The following is a 22263-nucleotide window of genomic DNA, read 5'->3' as shown; positions in this document are numbered from 1 at the left end:
CTTTTTACGCAAAAAAAAAGGGATGTTCACAGCAACCTCTGCGGTTGCCATGAACATCCTCCAATATCTATTACGTCAACGCTAAAACATGATTATTTCTTTGCATTCTCCAATGAAGCTTTCACGAATTCACGGAACAATGGTTGCGGACGGTTCGGACGGGAAGTGAATTCCGGATGGAATTGTACCGCCAGGAACCATGGGTGTCCTGGAAGTTCCACGATCTCAACCAGACGTCCATCCGGGGATGTACCCGAGATAACCAGTCCTGCTTTTTCGATCGCTTCACGGTATTCGTTGTTGAACTCATACCGGTGACGGTGTCTCTCATACACCAGCTCGTCATCATAACAAGCCATCGCCAAAGAACCTTCTTGAAGCTTACAAGGATACAGACCCAGACGCATCGTACCGCCCAGATTTTCGATATCTTTTTGCTCAGGCAACAGATCGATTACAGGGAATTCGGTAGCCGGATTAATCTCGGAGCTGTTCGCACCATTCAAACCAACAATGGAACGTGCATATTCAATAACGGAAACCTGCATACCCAGGCAAATACCGAAGAACGGAATTTGTTTCTCACGAGCATAACGGATTGCCGATACTTTACCTTCAATACCACGATCTCCGAATCCGCCAGGAACAAGGATACCGCCAATACCATGTAACAGGTCGCCTACATTCTCATCCGTAATATCTTCAGAAGGAACCCAGCGAATTTTCACATCCGCATTCGATGCGAATCCAGCATGAGACAACGACTCAACAACACTCAGGTATGCATCATGCAACGCTACATACTTACCAACAATAGCGATCTCAACCGTATGCTCCAACTTGTTGATCCGGTCAACCAACCCTTCCCACTCGCTCATATCCGGTGCAGGAGTAGTCAGTTTCAGGTGATTTACCACAATCTCATCCAAGCCTTCTTCACGCAGGTTCAAAGGCACTTGATACAAGGTGTCTGCATCGCGACATTCAACCACGGCATTCTCATCAATGTCGCAGAAGAGAGCGATCTTGGCTTTCATGTCGTCAGACAATTCATACTCCGTACGGCAGACAATCACATTCGGTTGAATACCGATGCTGCGCAGTTCCTTAACACTATGCTGTGTTGGTTTTGTTTTCACTTCACCCGCTGCTTTGATATAAGGAATAAGTGTTACGTGAATGTACATCACATTGTCGCGACCTACATCACTCTTGATCTGACGAATGGCTTCCAGGAAAGGCAAACTCTCAATGTCGCCCACTGTTCCGCCAATTTCCGTAATAACCACATCTGAACCAGCTTCACGTCCAGCGCGGAATACACGCTCTTTGATCTCGTTCGTAATGTGTGGAATAACTTGTACCGTTCCGCCCAGATATTCCCCGCGTCGCTCTTTGCTGATGACGGAAGAGTATACTTTACCAGTCGTGACGTTGCTGTTTTTGGAGAGATTGATATCAATAAAACGTTCATAGTGGCCAAGGTCCAGATCCGTTTCCGCGCCATCATCCGTTACAAAAACCTCGCCGTGCTGATAAGGGCTCATAGTCCCCGGGTCAATGTTGATATACGGATCAAATTTCTGGATGGTTACTTTAAGCCCTCTGTTTTTCAGCAATCTGCCCAGCGAAGCAGCTGTAATCCCTTTGCCCAGGGAGGACACAACTCCGCCCGTCACGAAAATATACTTTGTCACTGTTATTACCCTCCTAATATAAGTACAGAAATTCAGGCGATATATGGTGTTATCGTAACCTGTTTCCCAGGTAATCATCGTTAAAAAGAGCAATGGCAGAAATTCCCTGCATCTGCGAACTGCTCTTTCTGCGAAGACGGTTTAAATACACGTTGTTTTACAGCAAAAAATGGTGCAAATATTCCGGTAGCCTTCATTTCATTTGGTGTTTTTGATATACAAAAACGGGCCACGAAATGTTGGCCGGGAGCATACGGAAAGGAAATTATTTTGCAAAATTATGCCTCTAAAAATACAAAAAAAAGTACTCCCGCAGGACGGGGCACCTTCTATAAAAAACATAAATATATTGTCGCTCATTCATAAGCCCATGCAATAGTTTACCCGTTACCCCGTCTGCTGTCAAGGCTGACTATTCCGGGGAAACGGGTAAATTATAGACGTCAAAAATGACTACCGATTATCAGAATCGTCGTCAAATTCATCCTCGTTTTCAGACTCTTCTTCGTCTTCTTCGAGGTCTTCATCTTCCAGATCGTCATCTTCGACCAGCACTTCTTCTTCGCTGTCTTCTTCATCAAAGATGTCATCTTCGTCTTCATCTTCTTCGTCTTCATCTTCGTCTTTATCCGTGCTGTCGAAGTCTTCATCGCTGTTATAGCTATCTTCTTCTTCACCGAAGTCTTCATCTTCCAGATCATCATCTTCATCGTTGATGATACGCGGACGCTTCGCACCCGTCATGGAATCTTCTGTTCCAGCTACCGGATACCAGCGCTTCAAGCCCCACAGACTTGTACCGACACAAGCAAAACGGCCATCGATATTAATCTCGGTATATAGCTGGGCGATAAACTCGTTGATTTCTTCATCAGTCATTCCGCGCTGCTTCGCTACCTCATTCATCAAGTCACGATAGTAATACGGCGTATTAGCCGCTTTCAGCACCATAAAGGCAAGGTCCACCAAAGGGATCTCTTTTACCTTTTCTTTATCAATTTTCAAATTGAGCGAGGTACTCACTGCAGACACTTCCTCTCACACAAAATTCACTTTTTAACCCCTACGAACTGGACTGTTACGTATAACATATCCATTAACAAACCTAAGTAAAACCTATTTAGCGTTAAAAAGCAAGTTTTTATGTACGGATGTGACGCAAATACGGAGAGCAGCTCCAATCTGTCCAATATATTCAACGCGATACGACATTAAACATACGTGTCCTTCATTGCAAAAGAGACAACTCCATAATAAAAAAGACGGAGTCCCCTCCGCCTTTTGACTGTATACCCTTGAAGGATTGCTCCTCACCAGGTTCCCCGCAAGAGCCCTCTAGCTCTCCATCCATCATATGTCCCTGCGCCCGTTTTGACACGAAGTGAATGTGTTTTTATAAAAAAAGGGCAAGTTCCCCATGCGGCGAGATGAGCGCATTCATAGAATACCTCAGCATGTTCATCCCGAAGGGGGCTGCCCATTATGGACTATACTGGTTTATTGCATCAATTAATTGACGGAATGAGACGCCCTGAACCAGAACAAGGAGGGCGATATTTGATCCGATTTGCCAAACCGCAGCAGTACGAGGCCTGCCTCGTGGAATTATCCCGAATGCGGAATGAATTTACCGACCTTGGGGCCGTCCGCTCCTCGCGACTAGCTCGTTCCATTATCGCTACAGTACAACGCCCGGAGGATTTATACCGCTATGGGGATGAGATTACGATTGAAGAAGACATCCCCATCTCCCTTCACGCCACCGCACTCCACAGCAAACCGAGCAATGCCCAAGGCATACCCTGGGGAGTGAAGCAGATTCGGGCACCCAAAGTATGGTCTGTATCTACCGGGCACCGGATCAAAATCGGTGTAATTGATACAGGTGCTGATTATCACCATCCTGATCTTCGATATTCCCTGGCACGCGGAATCAATCTGTTAAACCGCAGCCTGCTTCCTCATGATGATAATGGACACGGCACCCACATTGCGGGGACCATCGCCGCAGCCAACAGCACCGCAGGCATGATTGGTGTAGCTCCACGGTCCCTGATCTATCCCGTGAAGGCATTCGACCACAACGGATCGGCTTATGTATCCGACATTGTGCTTGGCATCGATTGGTGTGTGCGTAACAGGGTCGATATCATCAACATGAGCTTTGGCATGAAAACACGCAGCAAGGCACTGCTTGATGTTGTCAATCGTGCGTACCATGCCGGAATTGTCATTGTTGCTTCGTCAGGAAACGATGGCAAACGACGCAGCATTGATTATCCAGCACGTTATCCGCAGACCATATCCGTCGGAGCAACTGACAAAAACAGACGTATTGCTTCCTTCAGCAATCGTGGCGCATATGTGGATGTCTATGCACCTGGTGATAAGATTGTCTCCTCATGGGTGCAAGGCAAGCATCACGAGATGAGCGGCACTTCCATGGCAACCTCGCATGTGAGCGGTGCTATCGCCTTGCTGCTTGCCAAGCATCCGGGATTATCCCCCAGTGAAATCAAGACCCTCGTCAAACGTGCTACGATCCCACTGCGAGCCCGCAAGACTACCACAGCGAAAACCAAAATACGTGGCGGTGAGATTGACGCCCTGAAGCTAATGCAGGAGGGCGAAGAGTGAGTAGGCTATGCTAACCATTAGCAGAACTCGTTTGATTGATGTTTGGCGAATCACAGTAACCCACCCCCGACTTGAATGTGCGAAGGGATCTTGCTTGCGGCTGAATCCTCAAGTGGCACCCGCTGTGATGTCTGGGGAGGCTAGCGTACCTTAGATAGGGAAATTCGTTTTCTTCAGCTCCGGGTACAAAACAAAAAAAAGTCTCCATGTACCACGTTGAAGACACAACGCGGACATGGAGACTTTTTGCTTGAGGCGGAGCGGCGGCAGGCCGCAATCCTGGAATTTACATTTTATCTGGTGCGCTTACGCCTACCAGACGAAGCGCCGTTGCAATAACGGTACGCACAGCACCGATCAGTGCAAGACGTGCCTGAGTTTGCTGCGCATCTTCCGTAATGACACGTTCTGCACGGTAGTAGCTGTGGAACAGGGATGCCAGCTCGTATACATAACGGATGATACGATGAGGCGCATATCCTGTTGCCGCTGCCGAGATTTCTTCAGGCAGTTCTCCCATTTTGCGAAGAAGGTCATACTCGTGCTCTGTTGTCAGCTTGGACAGGTCGATCTGTGCCAGTGGCAGCAGTTCAATACCTTGTTCTTCAGCCTGACGGTATACGCTACATACACGTGCATGCGCATATTGTACATAAAATACCGGATTTTCATTGGATGTCGAAATTGCAAGGTCCATGTCAAAGTCCAGGTGGGAGTCCATGCTCCGCATCGTGAAGAAATAACGGATGGCATCAATACCCACTTCATCCATCAGATCTTCCATCGTTACAGCTTTACCTGTACGTTTGGACATTTTCACTTTCTCGCCGTTCTGGAACAAGCTCACCATCTGTGCAATCAAAACGACCAGTTTCTCAGGGTCATTGCCCAGTGCTTGCATCGCAGCTTTCATCCGGGGGATATAACCATGGTGATCCGCACCCCAGATGTTGATCATCGTGTCGTATCCACGCGCATATTTGTCGCGGTGATAAGCAATGTCTGGTGTCAGGTAAGTATACGTGCCATCGTTCTTGATCAACACACGTTCTTTGTCATCACCGTATTGCATCGTTTTCAGCCAAGTTGCTCCATCTTGCTCATAGATCTCATTGCGGTCACGCAATTCATCAAGCACTCGCAGAACTTCTCCGTTGTCATACAGGGAGGTCTCGCTGAACCAGATGTCAAAGTTAACACGGAAGCGATTCAAGTCACGTTTGATCTTGTCCAGTTCCTTCTCCAGTCCAAAGTCACGGAAATAAGCTGCACGGTCACCCGGGTGCATGGACAGCAATTCATCACCCTTTTCAGCAACGAGTTGCTTGGCAAATCCTTTAATATCTTCACCGTGATAACCATCTTCAGGCATCTCAGCATCCTGACCCAGCTCTTGCAGATAACGAGCTTCAATGGAACGCGCCAGATTAAACACCTGATTACCTGCATCATTAATGTAGTATTCACGGGTTACTTCATATCCAGCGTAGTCAAGGATGTTACATAGAGCATCACCTACAGCTGCTCCACGGGCATGACCCAGATGCAGACTGCCTGTTGGGTTGGCACTGACGAACTCCATCTCGACTTTGCGCCCTTCTCCGATGCTAATTCTTCCGTAGTCTTTGCCCTGCTCCTGCACAAGCGCAAGTACTGGATAAAGGTAACTCTTGTCCAACTTAAAGTTAATGAATCCTGGACCGGCAATCTCAGCCTTCTCGATTCCTGCTTCAGCCAGATTCAGATTGGCAATGATCTCTTCAGCAATCTGGCGCGGATTGCGCTTGGCAATCTTGGTCAGCTGCATGGCAGCATTGGTAGCCAGGTCCCCGTGTGTCTTCTCACGCGGTACTTCCAATGTAATGGCTGGCAATTCTTCCTGTGTAACAATTCCGGCCGCCACAATGGCGTTGCCGATGGCCGTGCTTACCCGTTCGTTAATCGTATCTAGTGGATTACGTGTCATGAAATTGGTTCCTCCTGTATATGCAAACTAATCGCGAAATGTCCGGATTCTTCATCAAAGCGGTAAAAGTCGTAGCTCCACGCTGCGCGTGCGCTCAATCCCTGAATGGAAAGTTCCAGCTTCTGTGTATGCGTGGACAGGGCAAACGACATGTATGGTGATCGGTAGAAACCAGGAAGCTTCCGATTTAATTCAAAAGTCTGCTCCGATTCCACTTCACCATGACGTATAATCTTGATGGATTGTCCACCCAGCTTCAATGTGGTACGAGTTGTGCCTCCCTCGGGTCCAACCTCCGGTTCTTCATAACGAACATAAAGAACAGACCCTTTCAACACGGCTTCACCCTGCATTTCCTGCAGCACATCTTCACCTTCATAACGGCTGTGCAGCCGGATGTGTACCGGTCGCATGTTCGACATGAATGTTAACCTCCATTATATTCGAGGCGACGCAAAATCAGGCACGGCCGGTGAGAACAGCCCTTCCCGTATTGTTGTGTCGCTATACGCGCTCATATTCCCGGATAGCTCGCTATCCTACACTCTACTGTATAACTATATCCAGTTCCCTCGCTCAATTCAAATCCAAATTCAGAGTTTTTTCCTCATCAAGCCAAAAAAGAAGAGCTACACCTGTAAAGTGCAGCTCCCTTTTGCTTCATTATAGTAATATTCATTCATCCGATCAGGCCCATTGTGATTCATAAGGAAAAGGACATGTCGACTCGCTCAGCTTCGCTCGCACCTGTACAAGACAGCCACAGTGCCGACAAGTCGTGCCATATTGCAATCCCGGACAGGCAGAGCAGATGGATAGCCGCCGCTCGTATTCCTCATCCTGTACCGTCGGACGCGAGCGTGAAGCAATCTCAACAAGTCTGGCCATTTTGGCATCGCTAATCTTCACATCATACTGATCATTGCAACCCTTGCAAGGTTCCTGCCTTTTCATCATTATCCCTCTATAGCGATGACCCCAACCGATGCTGGAGGAAGAACAAAACGCAAGGTGTTATTCTCCAGTGTGAGTCCCTCCCACGCCACTGGCTGAACATGATTCGGCTGTTCAAAGGTATTGAATGCGCCAAAATCAGTATGGTGCAGAATCTGCCCGGATACTTTAGCCGCTTGAGCTGCGTCCAGCTGACAGACGACTTCCAACTCATCGATGTGGCTCAGATTACAAGCTGTCACATGAATGACCCCATCCTTGTTGCGGGATGCTGATAAGCTGAGCTGAGGAATGGTGTCTTCTCCGAAGGTATAACCAGGGCTATCATAATTCAAATCCAGCCGCTGCGCATCCATATGAACCTGATACATATCAAATACATGATACGTAGGTGTCAGGAGCATTTTGTCCCCTTCCGTGAGCACAAGCGATTGAAGCACATTGACGATCTGTGCAAGATTCGCCATCTGTACCCGTTTATTATGCTGATTGAAAATGTTAAGGTTCACCGCTGCAAGAACTGCATCCCGCATCGTATTTTGCTGGTAGAGGAAGCCCGGATTGGTTCCCGGCTCAACGTTATACCACGTTCCCCACTCGTCTACAATGATACCCACCCGGCCATCTGGATCATATTTATCCATAATTTCGGAGTGCTTCACAAGCAATTCATCCATAAACAGCGTTTTCTTTAACGTGGTAAACCATTCAGCCTCTCCAAAACCGGTAGCGTTCCCTTTGTCTTCCCACACACCTGTCGGAATTGTATAATAATGAAGACTGATGCCATCCATGAAACGGGCAGCTTCCCGCATCAACACTTCCATCCATTCATAGTTACTATCGTTCGGGCCACAAGCGATTTTATAAATCTCGTTCCCGGAATAATTACGTACATATGTAGCATACCGACGATATTCATCCGCATAATATTCAGGACGCATATTCCCGCCGCATCCCCAGTTCTCATTTCCCACGCCAAAATACTTCAGCTTCCACGGTTCTTCCCGGCCATTCTGTTTCCGCCAGTTCGCCATAGGAGACTCGCCATCAAACGTAATGTATTCCACCCATTCCTGCATTTCCTGCACGGTTCCGCTACCCAGGTTGCCACTGATATATGGCTCGGTGCCGAGCAACTCACATAATCTCAAGAATTCATGCGTACCAAAGTGATTGTTCTCTTCCACACCACCCCAGTGCGTATTGATCATACGAGCACGCTCACTCTTCGGACCCACACCGTCTTTCCAGTGATATTCATCGGCAAAACAACCGCCCGGCCAACGAAGAACTGGAACATTAAGCTTCTGCAAGGCCGTCAATACATCATTTCGAATTCCATCCGTATTCGGAATAGGTGAATCTTCTCCTACCCACAGCCCCTCATAAATACAACGTCCCAAGTGTTCGGAAAAGTGACCATATATATTGCGATTTATTAATCCTTGGTCTGAATCTGCCTTTAGAATAACATCAACCATGATTTCAACCTCCATATAATGTATTGTTATCGCTTACAATAACTTGTTTTAAAGCAGGTTTCAACCGTTTTTATTTCTACACAAACAAGCCCCTTCCCACATCATTAGCCAGGAAGAGGCTTATTCATTATAGATATCCATGCAGAGACATACTAGATTGATCTTCATTCATTTCTAATTTGGATTTGCTCTGTTGTTATTTCAGATTAACAGGCTATTTAATCCTGCTCTGAAGGCAACAACATTTTTTGTGTCCACGTTGTTCCGCCATCTGTAGTCTGATAGATCGCAGGGGAGTTATCACTTGTTACGACGAGCCAACCCGTCTTGGCCGATGGGAAAGAGATACGGGAACTGTACCCCGGATCTTTCAAGTCAACGTTTTTCCACGTGGAACCTGTATTATAAGAACGTCCGATACCCACTTTACCAGCTGCTGGTGAACCTGCAGACAGATAAGCTGTCTGATTACCAATCAACGCCATGTTACCTGGATGACCACCTGGATTGGCAGGTCCGGTTCCTTTACCCGTACTGTTTGTACCTGGCGCAGGACCTCCTCCTGCTGTGGATTGCGCAAATACTTGGGTCCAGTTCTTACCTTGATCGCCGCTCGCATAGAGGGAGTACGATTGTTGGGACATGCCTGCATCACCATACAGAAGGGCCCACACTTGCTGACCATGTGCATAGAGATCCGCTCCACTCCATGTGTCTGAGACAACTCGAAGAGAGGTTGTCCAGTTCTTGCCGCCATCACTCGTTTGCTTCAAATGATATCCCGATCCGGGTACAACCACCACGGCATATCCTTGCTTTTCTGTGATAAAGGCAACTGCACGCGTGTTGGCAGGTGTATTCATTTTGCTCCAGGTTACCCCGCCATCCTTCGTCTGATATGCACCATTATAGGTGTAACCATAACCTACATCTTTATTGCGAAAATCGATTCGCTTGAATTGAATGCCCGGCGTATCGAGCCGCGTCCAGTGCGATCCCCCATCATGGGTACGGATCAGATAGGTTGCAGGTGAATTTTTCACTTGTGCCAACGCATATCCATTCACATTATTCGGAAAATCAAGCTGTGTGAATTGCCACTGCCCGGTATATATGGACTGCCACGTACATCCTGCATTTGAGGTTCCGATCAGGAAGCCTTCACCCCCAGCTCGTCCAGTCGTATCATTAAGAAAATCAATGTCTGTAAATTGCAGGTGCTGCTCTTCCACGCCGCTACCCTTTTTCAGTGTAGTAGCTAGTCCGTGATCTCCCTTTCCACAATCCTGCGAGGATGCAGCGTTTGCGCCTGAAAGCATATGTACCGGTCCCATCCCCCAAGCCAGCGTTAACGATAATGCGAGTGCACCAATCCGTTTCCATGTCACTGTACTCTTAGTTGTCATCGTAACACCTCCTTCTATGGTTTTACCCAAATCGGGTGATGATAACGTAACAATCTGGTTCACTTCGATGACAATTTCGCAAGAAAAAAACCACCTTTACCCATGATTGGATCATGTAGGCAAGGATGGTGCATCAACAAACGTTATGTACTCTAAGTTAAATGGGATACGTCCCCACAGAAAGGATAACAAAACTGATACATAAGAAAAGGCATAAATATTAAGATGGAGTCATGCCAAGGCAGGATATCTGCATATGAAAGCCTATACTAAGACAAGTAATAAATGGTAGAGGCATAGGAACATACGTGCTATAATCTATATTATGGACTCTTGAATAACGGTGGATGTTTTCCAGATCACGGCGCAGCTTCCCGAGAGGGGGTGACGTCGATGGTCAAACTTGTGGCGTTGCTTGATGTGATCCGATGGATTGCTGCGATCCTCAGTATTGTACTGAGTGGACGAAAGCTTTACCGTTGGTTACGCAAAAAGTTTCGTAGCAAGCGAAAACCCACCTCATAAGGTCGGAAGCCTGACGGTGGGTTTCGCTTGAATAGCATTATTTAGTTCATGCGCGCCGTGGCAATCCACAGCCTTTCGGGTCCTAAGAGTCTTTGCCGTTGGCGCGGTGAAGACTCTTTTTTAGTATATGGTCGAACCCGATCACCATATACTTCACGAATGTAATATATCAATTAATATACTACTGAATACTTATGTAGTCAGTATAGCATAGCTCTTTCCAAAAGTTAAATTAAGTTAAGTTAACTTAATTTAACTTCGTTATTTGGTTTGCCAGAATACTTTTGGTCCAACAATCAATTCCGTTCCTTAGGCTAGAATAGTTGAGGACACAGGGATAAACGTGAACAAAAAAACGCCCTCCCTGCGCTAATTTGAAACAGCGCAGACAGAGAGCGTTATCTTTATCAATTATTCTGTGTTATTTCACGAATCCAAGCAGCATTTCGCGAATCAGCTTCGCAGCTACAATCTGTGTCTGTTGTGTGGGATCATAGATTGGTGCTACTTCAACCAGGTCACAACCAACTACATTTACATCAGATCCGGCGATCATATGGATGGCTTCCAGCAGTTCTTTGGACGTAATGCCGCCCGCTTCTGCTGTACCTGTTCCTGGAGCTGCTGACGGATCAAGCACATCGATGTCAATGGTCACATATACTGGACGGTTGCCCATCTTCGGAAGAGCTTCCTTCATCGGAGCTGCCACTTCAAATGGGTAGAAGTTGATGTTCTCGCGACCATACTGGAACTCCTCACGGGAACCAGAACGGATACCGAACTGATAGATGTTTTGGCCACCCATCAACTCAGCTGCTTTACGCACTGGCGTGGAGTGAGACAATGGCTCGCCTTCATAATTTTCACGAAGGTCTGCGTGTGCATCAATATGAATCAGGATAAGATCCGGGTATTTCTTGTACATTTGTTGGATGACTGGCCAAGTAACCAGATGCTCGCCACCGAGACCAACTGGGAACTTGTCATCAGCAAGCAGACTGCCGATGTATTCATGAATTACATCAAGGCTACGTCCCGCGTTACCGAAAGGCAGTAGCAAGTCTCCAGCGTCAAAGTACGTCATGTCTACGATGCTTTTGTCGAGATATGGGCTGTACTCTTCGAGTCCAACCGATGCTTGACGGATATGAGATGGGCCAAAACGGGAACCCGGACGGAAGCTGACAGTATAATCCATGGGCATACCATAGATAACTGCTTTCGAGTTCTCATAATCCTCAGAGCTGCAAATAAATACGTTTCCTGAATAAGCTTGATCCAGTTTCATTAATGATTTCCCCTTTATTTCGTTAAATCTTCCACGAATTTAGGAAGTACAAATGCTGCTTTATGCAGACGCGGAGAGTAATACTTGGTATCCATCTCCGGGATTTGGGTCTCATCCACTTCGAGCGGGTCATGTTTCTTGCTACCCATCGTGAATGTCCACAAACCACTTGGATAGGTTGGAATATTACAGCCGTACACATGTACGATCGGGAAGATTTCTTTGACGTCTTTGTTCACCTTCTGGATCAGATCCGCCTTGAACCACGGGTTGTCCGTTTGGGCAACGAAGATTCCGTCTTCTTTTAACGCTTCATAGATACCTTGGTAGAAACCGCGCTCAAACAATGGAGCAGCCGGACCTACAGGCTCTGTAGAGTCTACGATGATCACATCGTATTCATTTTTATGTTCAATAATATGCATGTAGCCGTCGTTGACAAGCACTTCAACATTAGGCTCGTCCAACTTGCCGGCGATCTCAGGCAAATATTTTTTGGAGTATTCAATGACTTTTCCGTCGATCTCGACGAGAACTGCTTTTTCTACAGCAGCATGCTTGATCACTTCACGAATGACCCCGCCATCGCCGCCACCGACAACCAGAACTTTTTTCGGATTCGGGTGAGTGTTCAGCGCAGGATGTGCCGCCATTTCGTGATATACGAATTCGTCTTTTACGGTCGTCATCACCATGCCATCAAGAAGCAACATGTTACCGAATTCCTCGGTTTCTACCATGGCCAAATCTTGAAAATCGGTTTTCTCTGTGACATAGGTCTGCTTAATCTTCGCGGTGATCCCGAATACCGGGGTCTGTTTCTCCGTAAACCACAATTCCATAATCTCTACCTTCTTTCCGTAAAGTTAATGATCAGCCATACCCGATCAAGTGCGATGCACTATAATCGGTTCGCCCAAGCACGTCCAGCGTTCGGCGCCATATCACGTTATGATTGCTGGCCTGCGGGAAAAGTCCGCGGTTCACTTCATTATATAGATTAAATTGACCAGAGCGTGCAGAGCGTCTGACTAATCAATGAATCAATGACCATTCGTCTGTTCGTCCTTACGCGCTTTAGTATCTTGTGCCGAATCTTACCTTTTCATTACCCTTTTGCATTATACGCGATTGACGTTTATACTGCAAAACGGTTTTTCCGGCGAAAACGCTACATTTTGTCTGCTTATGTACCTGATTGAATATCCCTGCCAATGAAGTCCCATACTGGAAGAAAAGAGAGGAGCCCGTTCCATGACCAAGCCAAGTCAAAAGACCCGCAAACGCGGGTTCCGTGTACGTAAATTCATTAAAAACCTGTTTCTGCTCGCCGTGCTCGCCATGCTTGCTACCGCTGCAGGATTGGTCTACCTATACGCAACCAGCCTGCCCCTCGCAGACTCTGATCGGAATTCCCGATTGCTGGACAGTCAAGGGGAAGTGATCGCTACCTTCTCCGCCGGTGGCAAAGACTCAGTTCCGGTTCAACTGGAGGATATCGCTCCGAATCTCGTCAACGCCACTCTGGCTGTAGAGGATCGCAAGTTCTATAATCACTACGGTTTTGACGTTCAAGGAATGGGACGGGCCGTGCTCGTTAACCTCGAACATATGCAGATGTCGCAAGGCGCGAGTACATTGACCCAGCAACTGGCGCGCAATCTATATCTATCTCATGAGAAAACATGGACTCGCAAAGCAAAAGAAGCCATGTATACGGCGCAATTGGAGATGAAATACAGCAAGGATGAAGTCCTACAGATGTATCTGAATGAAATCTATTATGGGCATGGTGCATACGGAATCGAAGCAGCTTCGCGAATGTATTTTGGCAAATCCGCCAAACAGCTGGATCTCGCAGAGAGCGCCATGCTGGCAGGCATCCCGAAAGGACCGACCTACTATTCACCCTATAACCATATGAAAAACGCCAAAGACCGGCAGAAGATCGTGCTGAATGCCATGGCTGATATCGGCAAGATCACCCAAGCTGAAGCGGATAAAGCTTATGAGCAAATGCTGGTGTTCAAACCGGAAAGTGAGCGTAAAACGGTGGAAAGCGCCCCGTATTTCCGTGACTATATCCGGAATCTGGCCATCAAAGAGCTGGGAATCAGTGAAGCGATGCTGGATCACGGAGGATTGAACATCTACACCACACTGGATCTGCGTGTACAAAAAGCAGCGGAAGACGCCATAGCGAAAGGTATGGATGCCAAAAGTGAGCTGGAGACGGCTCTGGTGTCCATCGACCCTCGCACGGGCTACATTAAAGCCATGGTGGGCGGCAAGAATTACCGCACCAATCAGATTAACCATGTACTGGCGACAACGCGCCAGCCAGGTTCGGCGTTTAAACCTATTATGTATCTGGCTGCCCTGGAGTCCAAGCAACTCACCAGTGCATCCATATTTAATAGTGAACCTACCCTATTTCACTACGACAATGACCGTAAGACCTATAAACCCGGCAACTTCGGAGACAAGTATCTGGGTGAGATTGACCTTAGACAAGCGATCGCCGCTTCAGACAATATCTATGCGGTGAACACCATTATGCAGATCGGTCCTGAGCAGGTTGTGAGTATGGCGAAAAACCTCGGTATTACTAGCAACCTGAGCGCCGTACCTTCTCTCGCACTTGGAACGTCACCTGTCAGCCCGCTGGAGATGGCGTCGGCCTTTTCCGTCATTGCTGCTGGTGGACAACGGACGCCGCCTGTCGCCATTCTGCAAGTGACGGATGCAGCAGGACGTGTACTCTATGAATCGCCTCAAACCAAGGCTGAGACCGTTGTGGAACCTGCGGCAGCTTATGTACTAACTCGATTAATGGAAAGTGTATTCGAAAATGGAGGAACCGGTAACCGGGTATCTGCCACAATTAAACGTCCGGTAGCCGGAAAGACAGGCACAACCAACACGGATGCCTGGCTCGTTGGATTCACACCAGAGCTTTCTACCGCCGTATGGGTTGGATATGACCAAGGCAAAGCCATATCGACTTCGGACGGCCGCCGCGCGGCACCAATCTTTGCCCAATTCACAGAGCAGGCGCTTGCGAGCGTACCACCCAAAATTTTCACTGTTCCTGATCACGTCGTAAGTGTCTATATTGACCCGGAATCCGGCAAGCTGGCAGGCAACGGTTGCGAAGAGAAACGACTGGAAGTTTTTATTGATGGCACTGAACCCACAGAGGTCTGCCACGGTACGACGGATGATTCGGATCCTGGAGAAGATGAGAAGACCCGTGAGGTACAGAATCAACAAGGCATACAGGAAGAGAAACATTCCTGGTGGGGAGATTTCAAACGTTGGTGGGTAGAATGACGCAAATGCACGATGACTTAGTTGCGTCACCCGTAACCTCTCGTTATATTATGCATTTGGAAATTAACTTCGGATGAAAACTCATAATTATTCAGTTCGATGAATACAGATCATACACAAGCAAAAGACCCCAAACCGAACTTTACGGTCAAGGGTCCTTTTGCTTTTTTTGATTTTATACGGTGTTGAATGATTTGCCTTAAGCGAGTGCCTCTTTCAATTCTTCCGGAGAGGCATTCCACCATTCTTCGTTGTGTGAGATCAACAGCTTCTTGAGTGCAGCCCGATCATCCGGCCCCAGCTCATCCAGCATGAAACGGCGCTTCATGGCATAATCCATGCGATTCACATGTTCTGCCAGCAGTTTCCATCCACGTCTCGCTTCTGTATCGATCCACATCTCACATGCTGTTGCTCCACCATACAGCTGCCCCTCTTCCGTCCGATCCACAGCTACCCACACCAGCCATACTTGGCGTCCGTTGGGCACATCTTCACGATTCGTCGAGAACTTGATATTGCGCTCCACTTTACTCTTCGCATGCATCGCACCAATATCAATTTTGGCTTCGCCATTGTCAATAATGACCGGAGATAGGTTATTCAGATCAATGGAGCCTGCACCGAAGCCTTTATGCTTGCTCTTTGCACTAACGATATTCAAGGCAATCTGCTTTTTGCCGTTTTGCTCGTTTTGGTCCATGTTTATAGCCTCCAAGGGTTGATACAAATATTTTAACTAATAATCGGCCCATTGCAAACATATACATGCTGTAGATGCTTGTCAACGGGAGGTATTTATCGATGATTCCACGACGCGCCAAGAGCTGGCTCACCGCATCCCTGGCCCTGTGTGTGCTGGCCGGAGGGATATGGATCACTCTGGGTTATACTCACTCAACTCATTCCGAATTGCCAACACTTGCCCCGGAATCGGGCAAGCCTAAGGCAAAAGCCCCAACCCCAGCACCTCCAGAAAGTGTACAGACCCCTACTGCCGAAGTGTACAGCAACCGTGTTGTGGAATATCACATGGATGTAAAACTGGTCGAAGGGAACGTACTGGAAGGGACTCAGACGATTACTTGGACACATCCAGGTAAAAAAACCGTCAACGAGCTTTACTTTCATATGTATCCCAACGCCTTCTCTTCTGCTGACACCACCTTTATGAAGGAATCCGGCGGAAAGCTTCGGGGTGATGTCATGCCTACCAACGGTTATGGCTCCATGAATATTACCGAAATGAAAACGGAGGACGGGCTCTCTCTGCTGCACCGGATGCAGTATGTGCAACCAGATGACGGAAATATCAAGGACACCACCCTCATTAAAGTACGCTTACCCAAACCCGTCAAAGGCGGAGAAAGCATTACACTCCACACCCGCTTCCAAGTGAATCTGCCAAAGATTTTTGCCCGGATGGGAACTGCTGATGATTTTGTCATGGCAGGTCAATGGTTTCCCAAATTAAGTGCCTATGAACCTGTGGGCAGGCGCGGACGGACAACGGAAGGTTGGAATCTGCACCAATACCATGGCAATTCAGAGTTTTACGCCGACTTCGGTATATATAGTGTGCGTATTCGGGTGCCTGAAACATACAAAGTTGCCGCTACCGGATTTCCGACACAACAAGCCGTGGTGAAGAACGGAGAAAAAGTCTATCAATTCTATGCCGATGATGTGCATGATTTCGCCTGGGCAGCTTCACCGGATTTTGTCTACGCCGAGGAACCCTTCTCTGCACCCAATGTGCCTGGTGTACGAATCAAATTATATTTGGATCCTGCTCATCAGGATCTGAAGGAACGTTATTTCTACGCCGCGAAGGCCGCTCTATCCAATTATAGCAAATGGTTTGGCCCGTATCCTTATGCTACCTTATCCATCGTTGTTCCACCCAAAGCGGGGAACGGTGCTGGAGGTATGGAATACCCTACGCTGGTAACGGCCTTTGGAGCCGATGACACTACTCCAGGTTATGACCTGGAACGTACCGTAGTCCACGAGATCGGACACCAGTACTTCTACGGCATGGTTGCCAGCAACGAATTCGAGGAAGCCTGGCTGGATGAGGGGTTCACCTCTTATGCAGAAGACAAATTGATGGAGCAGGAATACGGATTGATTCCGAATCTGCCGGTACAATCGGGCCTGATTACGTCTCCTTCATCCTTAACACAAGAATCCTGGAAGTTCGATTCACAGAATGAGTATGCAGCCAATGTCTACACACGTGGCAAGCTTGTATTGCTTGGTATTGAACATCAAGTCGGCACAAAAAAGATGGAACGCATTCTCTCTACCTATGTGAAGAAGTACCGCTTCAAACATCCCACTTCGGCAGATTTTCAGAACGTTGTGGAACAAGTGACCCGCACGTCCTGGTCTGATTATTTTGACCAATACGTCTACGGTAATGGAATGGCTGACTTTGCTGTAGAGAAGATTCGTGTTACGCCTGTACAGAAAGACGGTCAAACATGGTACGAGTCATCCGTGACGATCGTCAAAAAAGGCAGTGATTACAACGCCGTTCCTGTTCGCATTGCTTTTGAAGACGGACATACCCTCACCAAGCAATGGGATGGCATAGAAGATCGAATTACCTATAAATTAACGCACACATCCCCCGTAGCCTGGGCCATGACCGATCCCCTGTACACGATCGTGCTGGAGAACCGCCATATGAACAATTTCCTAAAATCCGGACTGGATGAGCAGACGAAGTCCCGCTGGAGCATGAGTGTAACCAAACTAATAGAAGCCATATTCGGAGGTCTGTCATGGTGAGGTGGATACGGTGAAAGCGAAAATACGTGAAGGCTGGTTTCTCGTCCGTCAGCATATGTTCATTGCGGCACTCTTATTTCTTTATCAACTCATTTGGGGATATTTCTTCTATCGAATGGTACAATCGGCAGTCATCCCACTCCTCCTGCGCTATCCAGATTCTGATGCCGGGGAACTGAGTACACTTTTGTTCAAAATGGAAAGCCAACTTAACCTATCTACCCATCCGGAGGTTCATCGTTATCTATGGATTCTGGGGGGCATGCTGCTGGTTCGCATGTTGATCAGCCCCCTTATTCAGGCAGGACTGCTCTACTCACTTCAGCACTTTAATTCTACAGAAGAGCGCATCCCATTCGTCCGTGGAATCAAAAAACTGTGGAAACCGATGCTGCTGCTGCACACCATACGTACATTATTGATACTTCTGCCCGCCTACTGGCTCATACCGAAGCTCTACTCGATCCTCATGGACGGATTTCATTCCCTTCAATTACTTTTGCCTGGTATACCTTATGTTGCTGCCTGGATTGTATATGGATGGGTCATCCACCATGTCATGCTCTACATGCAGTTCGGTGTGTCGGCACCAGAAGGAGAAGGCGGGGCTCACGGCACCCTCAAAGCACTCTGGATTGCACTGCGTCATCTCATCGCCGTTATCGGCATTGCTCTCCTGCTGGGCGGAGTCCACTTACTCGTCTTTGGGGCATTCACTTCAGCCTCATGGTTATTAACGGGACTTACCGGACTTATACTACAGCAGACGTATCCACTTGCCAGATGTCTATTGAGTCTGTGGAAAATATGCAGCCATTTCCGATTGTGGCAGTCCAAAGTATCCAAAGGTGAGAGCATTTAGTTTAAAAATTGTTACCATCACATGTTAAACTCATGGCCTGCTATGTACTTATAAATAGGCAAACCTCAACCTTTCCCCGTCAAAGGTCGAGGTTTTTTTTGCTAATTTTGTTGCTAAACGTTGCCAAAGACGTACTCCTCTGTTACAATAATCGCAGTGAGTTTTTAGTAACAACTTTGTAATCTTTACATTCATATTTGTAACTACTTAAAATTAAATCGTCATTTCTTGATTTCGCAGGTGCATAACTAGCATAGCCAAATTCCTGGCACCTGGGAAGCGGGGGAACCAGTTATGGGTGAATTGATCTTGCTACAGAGGGATCATAGGGGACCTTCAACCGAATCCTTAAGCTAACCTCGCAGGCGTTGGAAGGGGAATATCTCTTGTTCAAGAAGAAATTAACCGCAGCTGTACTTAGCATCACATTCGCATTATCGCTTGGTGCAGGTAGCGCATTCGCAGATTCAAAAATGGATAAAGTAATTGATTCAGCAATGGGAACTACATACAAAAGTGGGGGAACAACGCTTAACGGCTTTGACTGCTCCGGATTTACACGGTATGTATTCGACAAATTGGGTATTGATTTGGCACGCCAATCCAGTTCCCAATTCGACATGGGCGATTCCGTATCCCGCATGGAAATGAGAGCTGGCGATCTGGTATTCTTTAATACTACAGGTAAAGGCGTATCCCATGTAGGAATCTTTGTAGGGGATGGAAAGTTCGCACACTCTTCTTCTTCCAAAGGTGTTACGATCAGTGCATTGAGTGAAAGCTATTGGGCCAATCGTTATGTTGGCGCTAAACGGATTATGAGCACGGACGCGTATGAATCACTGGCCCTTGACTAGGGACAAGCTGAGCAACATGATACTGTAACCATGAACCATACTGTAACGAAGCAAGAAGCATAACAGAACCGCCCGGTACATTCTCCGCAGGAATGTATCCGGCGGTTTTTTTGTGCTTCCATCCTGATTCATATTGCAAGTTACGCTCGGGGCTATCCTGCAACATCAACAGGCTCATTTTGTGCTCGTTCGTCCGTGCCCTTATGATGTTTTTACCCATCCTGTTATAATATAAACGGAATTACCGGAACTTTTGTTTCATATTTTTTTCTGGTAAGAGAGACTTGCTAAATGAATATCTCTTTTGTAGAGTGGACAGAGAGTTCTGTTTCAAGGAAAGGAGCATGCAGGTGTATGAAGGAAGCCCCCGTAACGTTTCACGTTGTACCCATGCGAGAAGAACATGCGGAGCTCATCTGCAGTTGGCAGTATGATCCGCCTTACAATATCTACAGCTGGCTCCCCTGGGAGCAGATGAAAGCGCTGGAAGTGGAATTCGGAGATGCACAGCTGCGGCAGGAGCAATATGCGATTGTCCTGGATCAGAACGATCGTATATGTGGATTTGCTCAATACTTCCCACTTCAAGGGGTAACCCGGATTGGCCTCGGCATGCATCCAGAGCTGTGTGGTCAGGGGCAAGGGACAGCTTTTGTCACGGCCATTGTACAGGAAGCCATTCGCCGAAATCCGATGAATGAGATCGATCTGGAAGTGCTCACTTGGAATGCTCGTGCCATTCAAGTCTATCTAAAGAGTGGATTTGTCACCCAGGATACATACGAACGACAGACCCCAAGCGGCTTGAAGCCCTTTCACTGTATGGTTTATGAAGGGCCTCGTGATTAAAATCCATTGCAAAACAACCAAATTTGCGCCTTGTTATGTGATTAGTTCAAAAATTTCCCACAAAATGCTATGATGTCAGTACAGGTTCCGTTATAATGATATGGATAGTTTCAGGTTAGATGATCTTTCATTCTGGAGGGGACATAAGGGATGCACAAATGGATCATGAGCGGAGTATTTTTTGCAGCATGCGCTTTAGCTATTGTTTTAATGTTTACGCTTCCAGGGAAAGAAGAAGTGGCTGAAGAAGCCAAGCCTACCATGCCGGAAGTCACATTGGATGCCGGACAGGCTGAAGCACTGGTCAAAGCCAATTGTATCTCCTGTCACGGGGATCAGCTTCAGGGTGGCGTAGGACCTGCTCTAGCAAACATCGGCAGCCAGGATGATCTGGAGAAGATCTACACTACGATTGTCAAAGGTAAAGGTGGCGGTATGCCTTCCTTCAAGGGCAAACTGCAGGATGAAGAGATTGCTAATATCGCCATGTGGCTGTCAGAGAAGAAGTAATCTCTGCACACACATAACAAAGAGGCCCTTAATCCCCTTTTGGGAGAATAAGAGCCTCTTTGTTATGCTATTGATTAGGCATCTGCCGCATGCTCGGCCAGAAAGGCCTCCACTTCACGTGCGGACGGCATCCCGGACTGGGCGCCGAGCTTCGTCACGGATAACGCGGCCGCACCCATGGCAAAGCCTACGGCCGCGTCCAACGTCTCACCGCGCGCGAGGGCTACCGCCAACGCGCCGTTGAAGCAATCGCCAGCGCCGGTCGTATCGACGGCGCTTACGGCGTAGCCGGGCGCACGGCATGCGCCGGCACGCCCTGCCTGTACGCGGCCACCAGGCGCCGCCGCGTACACAGCCCCCTCGGGGCCGAGCGTCGTGACGACAGCGGCCCCGAGGGATGCGGCGAGCTCTGCGACCGCCGCATCCAGGTCTTCCGGCCGGAGATGATCCCGGCCGGTCAGCACGGCAAGCTCACTGCGGTTCGGCGTGACAACGTCCACGCACCGCAGGAGCTCCTGGGGCAGACCCGGCACCGCGGGAGCCGGGTTGAGCACTACCAGTGCGCTGCCTTCAGCCGCCAGTTGGGCGGCGCGGGTAACCGCTGGCAGCGGGATCTCCAGCTGTAGCAGCACCGCTGCGGCTGCAGTCAGGCTTTTTACCGTATCCGCTTCTTCCAGCATCTCAGGCACTACTTGCCCGTTCGCACCAGGAATAACGATAATCCGGTTGTCTCCCCGAGAGAGCCAGATGGAAGCTGTCCCTGTAACCGTGTCTTCCAATCTGCGAACCTGCGAGACATCTGCACCACTTTCCGTCAGACTGTGCAGCAGACGTTCGCCAAAACTATCCGATCCCACCGCACCAATCATTGTGGTCTGTCCACCCAGACGCGCAGCAGCGACAGCTTGATTTGCGCCTTTGCCGCCAGCGAGATAGTGGAGTTCCTCACCGCTCACTGTCTCTCCCTCTTCCGGAATCGTATCTGTCTTCACCACGAGATCCATATTGAGACTGCCTACGACAGCAATAAGAGGTTGTTCCTGATTATAGTCTGACATGTATGGGTTCACTCACTTCCGACCGCGCGATAATAACC

General features: G+C 48.0%; 19 protein-coding genes and 1 riboswitch. Of the genes, 8 read left to right on the top strand and 11 right to left on the bottom strand.

Going from position 1 to position 22263, the window contains the following annotated elements; translation table 11 throughout:
• Positions 1-92: 92 nt before the first annotated feature.
• Positions 93-1697, bottom strand: coding sequence for a CTP synthase (gene pyrG, locus NLBNIHML_RS18015; RefSeq protein ID WP_339238984.1), 1605 nt, complete (start codon positions 1695-1697; stop codon positions 93-95).
• A 453-nt stretch (positions 1698-2150) separates the two neighbouring features.
• A complete protein-coding gene (gene rpoE / locus NLBNIHML_RS18010; RefSeq protein WP_062838121.1) occupies positions 2151-2720 on the bottom strand; it encodes a DNA-directed RNA polymerase subunit delta in 570 nt (189 codons plus the stop codon).
• A gap of 459 nt (positions 2721-3179) precedes the next feature.
• Between rpoE and NLBNIHML_RS18005 the strand changes: the two genes are divergently transcribed.
• Positions 3180-4334 carry a S8 family peptidase gene (locus NLBNIHML_RS18005; RefSeq protein WP_339258214.1) on the top strand — a complete coding sequence of 385 codons (1155 nt, stop codon included), beginning with the start codon at positions 3180-3182 and terminating at the stop codon, positions 4332-4334.
• 286 nt (positions 4335-4620) lie between these two features.
• On the opposite strand, the gene argS is transcribed toward NLBNIHML_RS18005, so the two are convergent.
• The 5 genes from argS to NLBNIHML_RS17980 all read right to left on the bottom strand — a co-directional run bounded on the left by argS (position 4621) and on the right by NLBNIHML_RS17980 (position 10144).
• The gene (gene argS / locus NLBNIHML_RS18000) at positions 4621-6300 is read right to left on the bottom strand and encodes an arginine--tRNA ligase (RefSeq protein ID WP_339238982.1); all 1680 of its coding nucleotides are present in this window, start codon (positions 6298-6300) and stop codon (positions 4621-4623) included.
• Positions 6297-6722 carry a YwiB family protein gene (locus tag NLBNIHML_RS17995; protein WP_339238980.1) on the bottom strand — a complete coding sequence of 142 codons (426 nt, stop codon included), beginning with the start codon at positions 6720-6722 and terminating at the stop codon, positions 6297-6299. Before NLBNIHML_RS17995 ends, argS begins: the two co-directional genes overlap by 4 nt.
• Before the next feature lie 265 nt (positions 6723-6987).
• Positions 6988-7257 (bottom strand): DUF6171 family protein, encoded by a 270-nt coding sequence (locus NLBNIHML_RS17990; RefSeq protein ID WP_237178610.1) that lies wholly within the window; start codon positions 7255-7257, stop codon positions 6988-6990.
• Entirely contained in the window at positions 7257-8738 is a 1482-nt protein-coding gene (locus NLBNIHML_RS17985) for an alpha-N-arabinofuranosidase (protein WP_339238979.1), read from the bottom strand. Before NLBNIHML_RS17985 ends, NLBNIHML_RS17990 begins: the two co-directional genes overlap by 1 nt.
• A 218-nt stretch (positions 8739-8956) precedes the next feature.
• On the bottom strand, positions 8957-10144 hold the full coding sequence (locus NLBNIHML_RS17980) for a WD40/YVTN/BNR-like repeat-containing protein (protein ID WP_494352449.1): 1188 nt from the start codon (positions 10142-10144) through the stop codon (positions 8957-8959).
• A gap of 393 nt (positions 10145-10537) precedes the next feature.
• Between NLBNIHML_RS17980 and NLBNIHML_RS17975 the strand changes: the two genes are divergently transcribed.
• Positions 10538-10669: a hypothetical protein gene (locus NLBNIHML_RS17975; RefSeq protein WP_017691304.1), complete on the top strand. Its 132-nt coding sequence runs from the start codon at positions 10538-10540 to the stop codon at positions 10667-10669.
• A gap of 421 nt (positions 10670-11090) precedes the next feature.
• On the opposite strand, the gene speB is transcribed toward NLBNIHML_RS17975, so the two are convergent.
• Positions 11091-11960, bottom strand: coding sequence for an agmatinase (speB, locus tag NLBNIHML_RS17970; RefSeq protein WP_278297424.1), 870 nt, complete (start codon positions 11958-11960; stop codon positions 11091-11093).
• Between the two features lie 14 nt (positions 11961-11974).
• The gene (speE, locus tag NLBNIHML_RS17965; RefSeq protein WP_017691306.1) at positions 11975-12802 is read right to left on the bottom strand and encodes a polyamine aminopropyltransferase; all 828 of its coding nucleotides are present in this window, start codon (positions 12800-12802) and stop codon (positions 11975-11977) included.
• Positions 12803-13214: 412 nt separating this feature from the next.
• On the opposite strand from speE, the gene NLBNIHML_RS17960 reads away from it, so the two are divergent.
• Positions 13215-15293, top strand: coding sequence for a transglycosylase domain-containing protein (locus tag NLBNIHML_RS17960; protein WP_494352448.1), 2079 nt, complete (start codon positions 13215-13217; stop codon positions 15291-15293).
• 199 nt (positions 15294-15492) lie between these two features.
• Here the strand turns inward: NLBNIHML_RS17960 and NLBNIHML_RS17955 are convergent, their stop codons facing one another.
• Positions 15493-15996 carry a YwhD family protein gene (locus NLBNIHML_RS17955; RefSeq protein ID WP_494352447.1) on the bottom strand — a complete coding sequence of 168 codons (504 nt, stop codon included), beginning with the start codon at positions 15994-15996 and terminating at the stop codon, positions 15493-15495.
• 101 nt (positions 15997-16097) lie between these two features.
• On the opposite strand from NLBNIHML_RS17955, the gene NLBNIHML_RS17950 reads away from it, so the two are divergent.
• The 5 genes from NLBNIHML_RS17950 to NLBNIHML_RS17930 all read left to right on the top strand — a co-directional run bounded on the left by NLBNIHML_RS17950 (position 16098) and on the right by NLBNIHML_RS17930 (position 21167).
• Positions 16098-18089, top strand: a complete 1992-nt coding sequence (locus NLBNIHML_RS17950; protein WP_494352446.1) for a M1 family metallopeptidase — start codon at positions 16098-16100, stop codon at positions 18087-18089.
• A gap of 10 nt (positions 18090-18099) precedes the next feature.
• Entirely contained in the window at positions 18100-18951 is an 852-nt protein-coding gene (locus tag NLBNIHML_RS17945) for a hypothetical protein (protein ID WP_339238973.1), read from the top strand.
• Positions 18952-19196: 245 nt separating this feature from the next.
• Positions 19197-19334: riboswitch (cyclic di-AMP (ydaO/yuaA leader) on the top strand.
• 3 nt (positions 19335-19337) lie between these two features.
• Entirely contained in the window at positions 19338-19808 is a 471-nt protein-coding gene (locus tag NLBNIHML_RS17940; protein WP_440392513.1) for a C40 family peptidase, read from the top strand.
• 354 nt (positions 19809-20162) lie between these two features.
• A complete protein-coding gene (locus tag NLBNIHML_RS17935) occupies positions 20163-20657 on the top strand; it encodes a GNAT family N-acetyltransferase (protein WP_339258202.1) in 495 nt (164 codons plus the stop codon).
• A gap of 150 nt (positions 20658-20807) precedes the next feature.
• Positions 20808-21167: a c-type cytochrome gene (locus tag NLBNIHML_RS17930; RefSeq protein ID WP_278297432.1), complete on the top strand. Its 360-nt coding sequence runs from the start codon at positions 20808-20810 to the stop codon at positions 21165-21167.
• 74 nt (positions 21168-21241) lie between these two features.
• On the opposite strand, the gene rbsK is transcribed toward NLBNIHML_RS17930, so the two are convergent.
• A complete protein-coding gene (gene rbsK / locus NLBNIHML_RS17925; protein WP_339238971.1) occupies positions 21242-22225 on the bottom strand; it encodes a ribokinase in 984 nt (327 codons plus the stop codon).
• Positions 22226-22263: the final 38 nt, after the last annotated feature.

The organism is Paenibacillus sp. JNU01, from assembly GCF_059130585.1.
Note: the sequence above shows the minus strand (reverse complement) of the source record. Positions and strands in the feature narration are given on the sequence as shown.

What these genes read in the sequence shown, in the direction of transcription:
- NLBNIHML_RS17995 (WP_339238980.1), bottom strand. Translation starts at nt 6,722, where the DNA reads ATGTCGAACATGCGACCGGTACACATCCGGCTGCACAGCCGTTATGAA.
- NLBNIHML_RS17950 (WP_494352446.1), top strand. Translation starts at nt 16,098, where the DNA reads ATGATTCCACGACGCGCCAAGAGCTGGCTCACCGCATCCCTGGCCCTG.
- argS (WP_339238982.1), bottom strand. Translation starts at nt 6,300, where the DNA reads ATGACACGTAATCCACTAGATACGATTAACGAACGGGTAAGCACGGCC.
- NLBNIHML_RS17955 (WP_494352447.1), bottom strand. Translation starts at nt 15,996, where the DNA reads ATGGACCAAAACGAGCAAAACGGCAAAAAGCAGATTGCCTTGAATATC.
- NLBNIHML_RS17980 (WP_494352449.1), bottom strand. Translation starts at nt 10,144, where the DNA reads ATGACAACTAAGAGTACAGTGACATGGAAACGGATTGGTGCACTCGCA.
- NLBNIHML_RS17975 (WP_017691304.1), top strand. Translation starts at nt 10,538, where the DNA reads ATGGTCAAACTTGTGGCGTTGCTTGATGTGATCCGATGGATTGCTGCG.
- NLBNIHML_RS17960 (WP_494352448.1), top strand. Translation starts at nt 13,215, where the DNA reads ATGACCAAGCCAAGTCAAAAGACCCGCAAACGCGGGTTCCGTGTACGT.
- NLBNIHML_RS17935 (WP_339258202.1), top strand. Translation starts at nt 20,163, where the DNA reads ATGAAGGAAGCCCCCGTAACGTTTCACGTTGTACCCATGCGAGAAGAA.
- NLBNIHML_RS17985 (WP_339238979.1), bottom strand. Translation starts at nt 8,738, where the DNA reads ATGGTTGATGTTATTCTAAAGGCAGATTCAGACCAAGGATTAATAAAT.
- NLBNIHML_RS18005 (WP_339258214.1), top strand. Translation starts at nt 3,180, where the DNA reads ATGGACTATACTGGTTTATTGCATCAATTAATTGACGGAATGAGACGC.
- speE (WP_017691306.1), bottom strand. Translation starts at nt 12,802, where the DNA reads ATGGAATTGTGGTTTACGGAGAAACAGACCCCGGTATTCGGGATCACC.
- NLBNIHML_RS17990 (WP_237178610.1), bottom strand. Translation starts at nt 7,257, where the DNA reads ATGATGAAAAGGCAGGAACCTTGCAAGGGTTGCAATGATCAGTATGAT.
- rbsK (WP_339238971.1), bottom strand. Translation starts at nt 22,225, where the DNA reads ATGTCAGACTATAATCAGGAACAACCTCTTATTGCTGTCGTAGGCAGT.
- NLBNIHML_RS17930 (WP_278297432.1), top strand. Translation starts at nt 20,808, where the DNA reads ATGCACAAATGGATCATGAGCGGAGTATTTTTTGCAGCATGCGCTTTA.
- speB (WP_278297424.1), bottom strand. Translation starts at nt 11,960, where the DNA reads ATGAAACTGGATCAAGCTTATTCAGGAAACGTATTTATTTGCAGCTCT.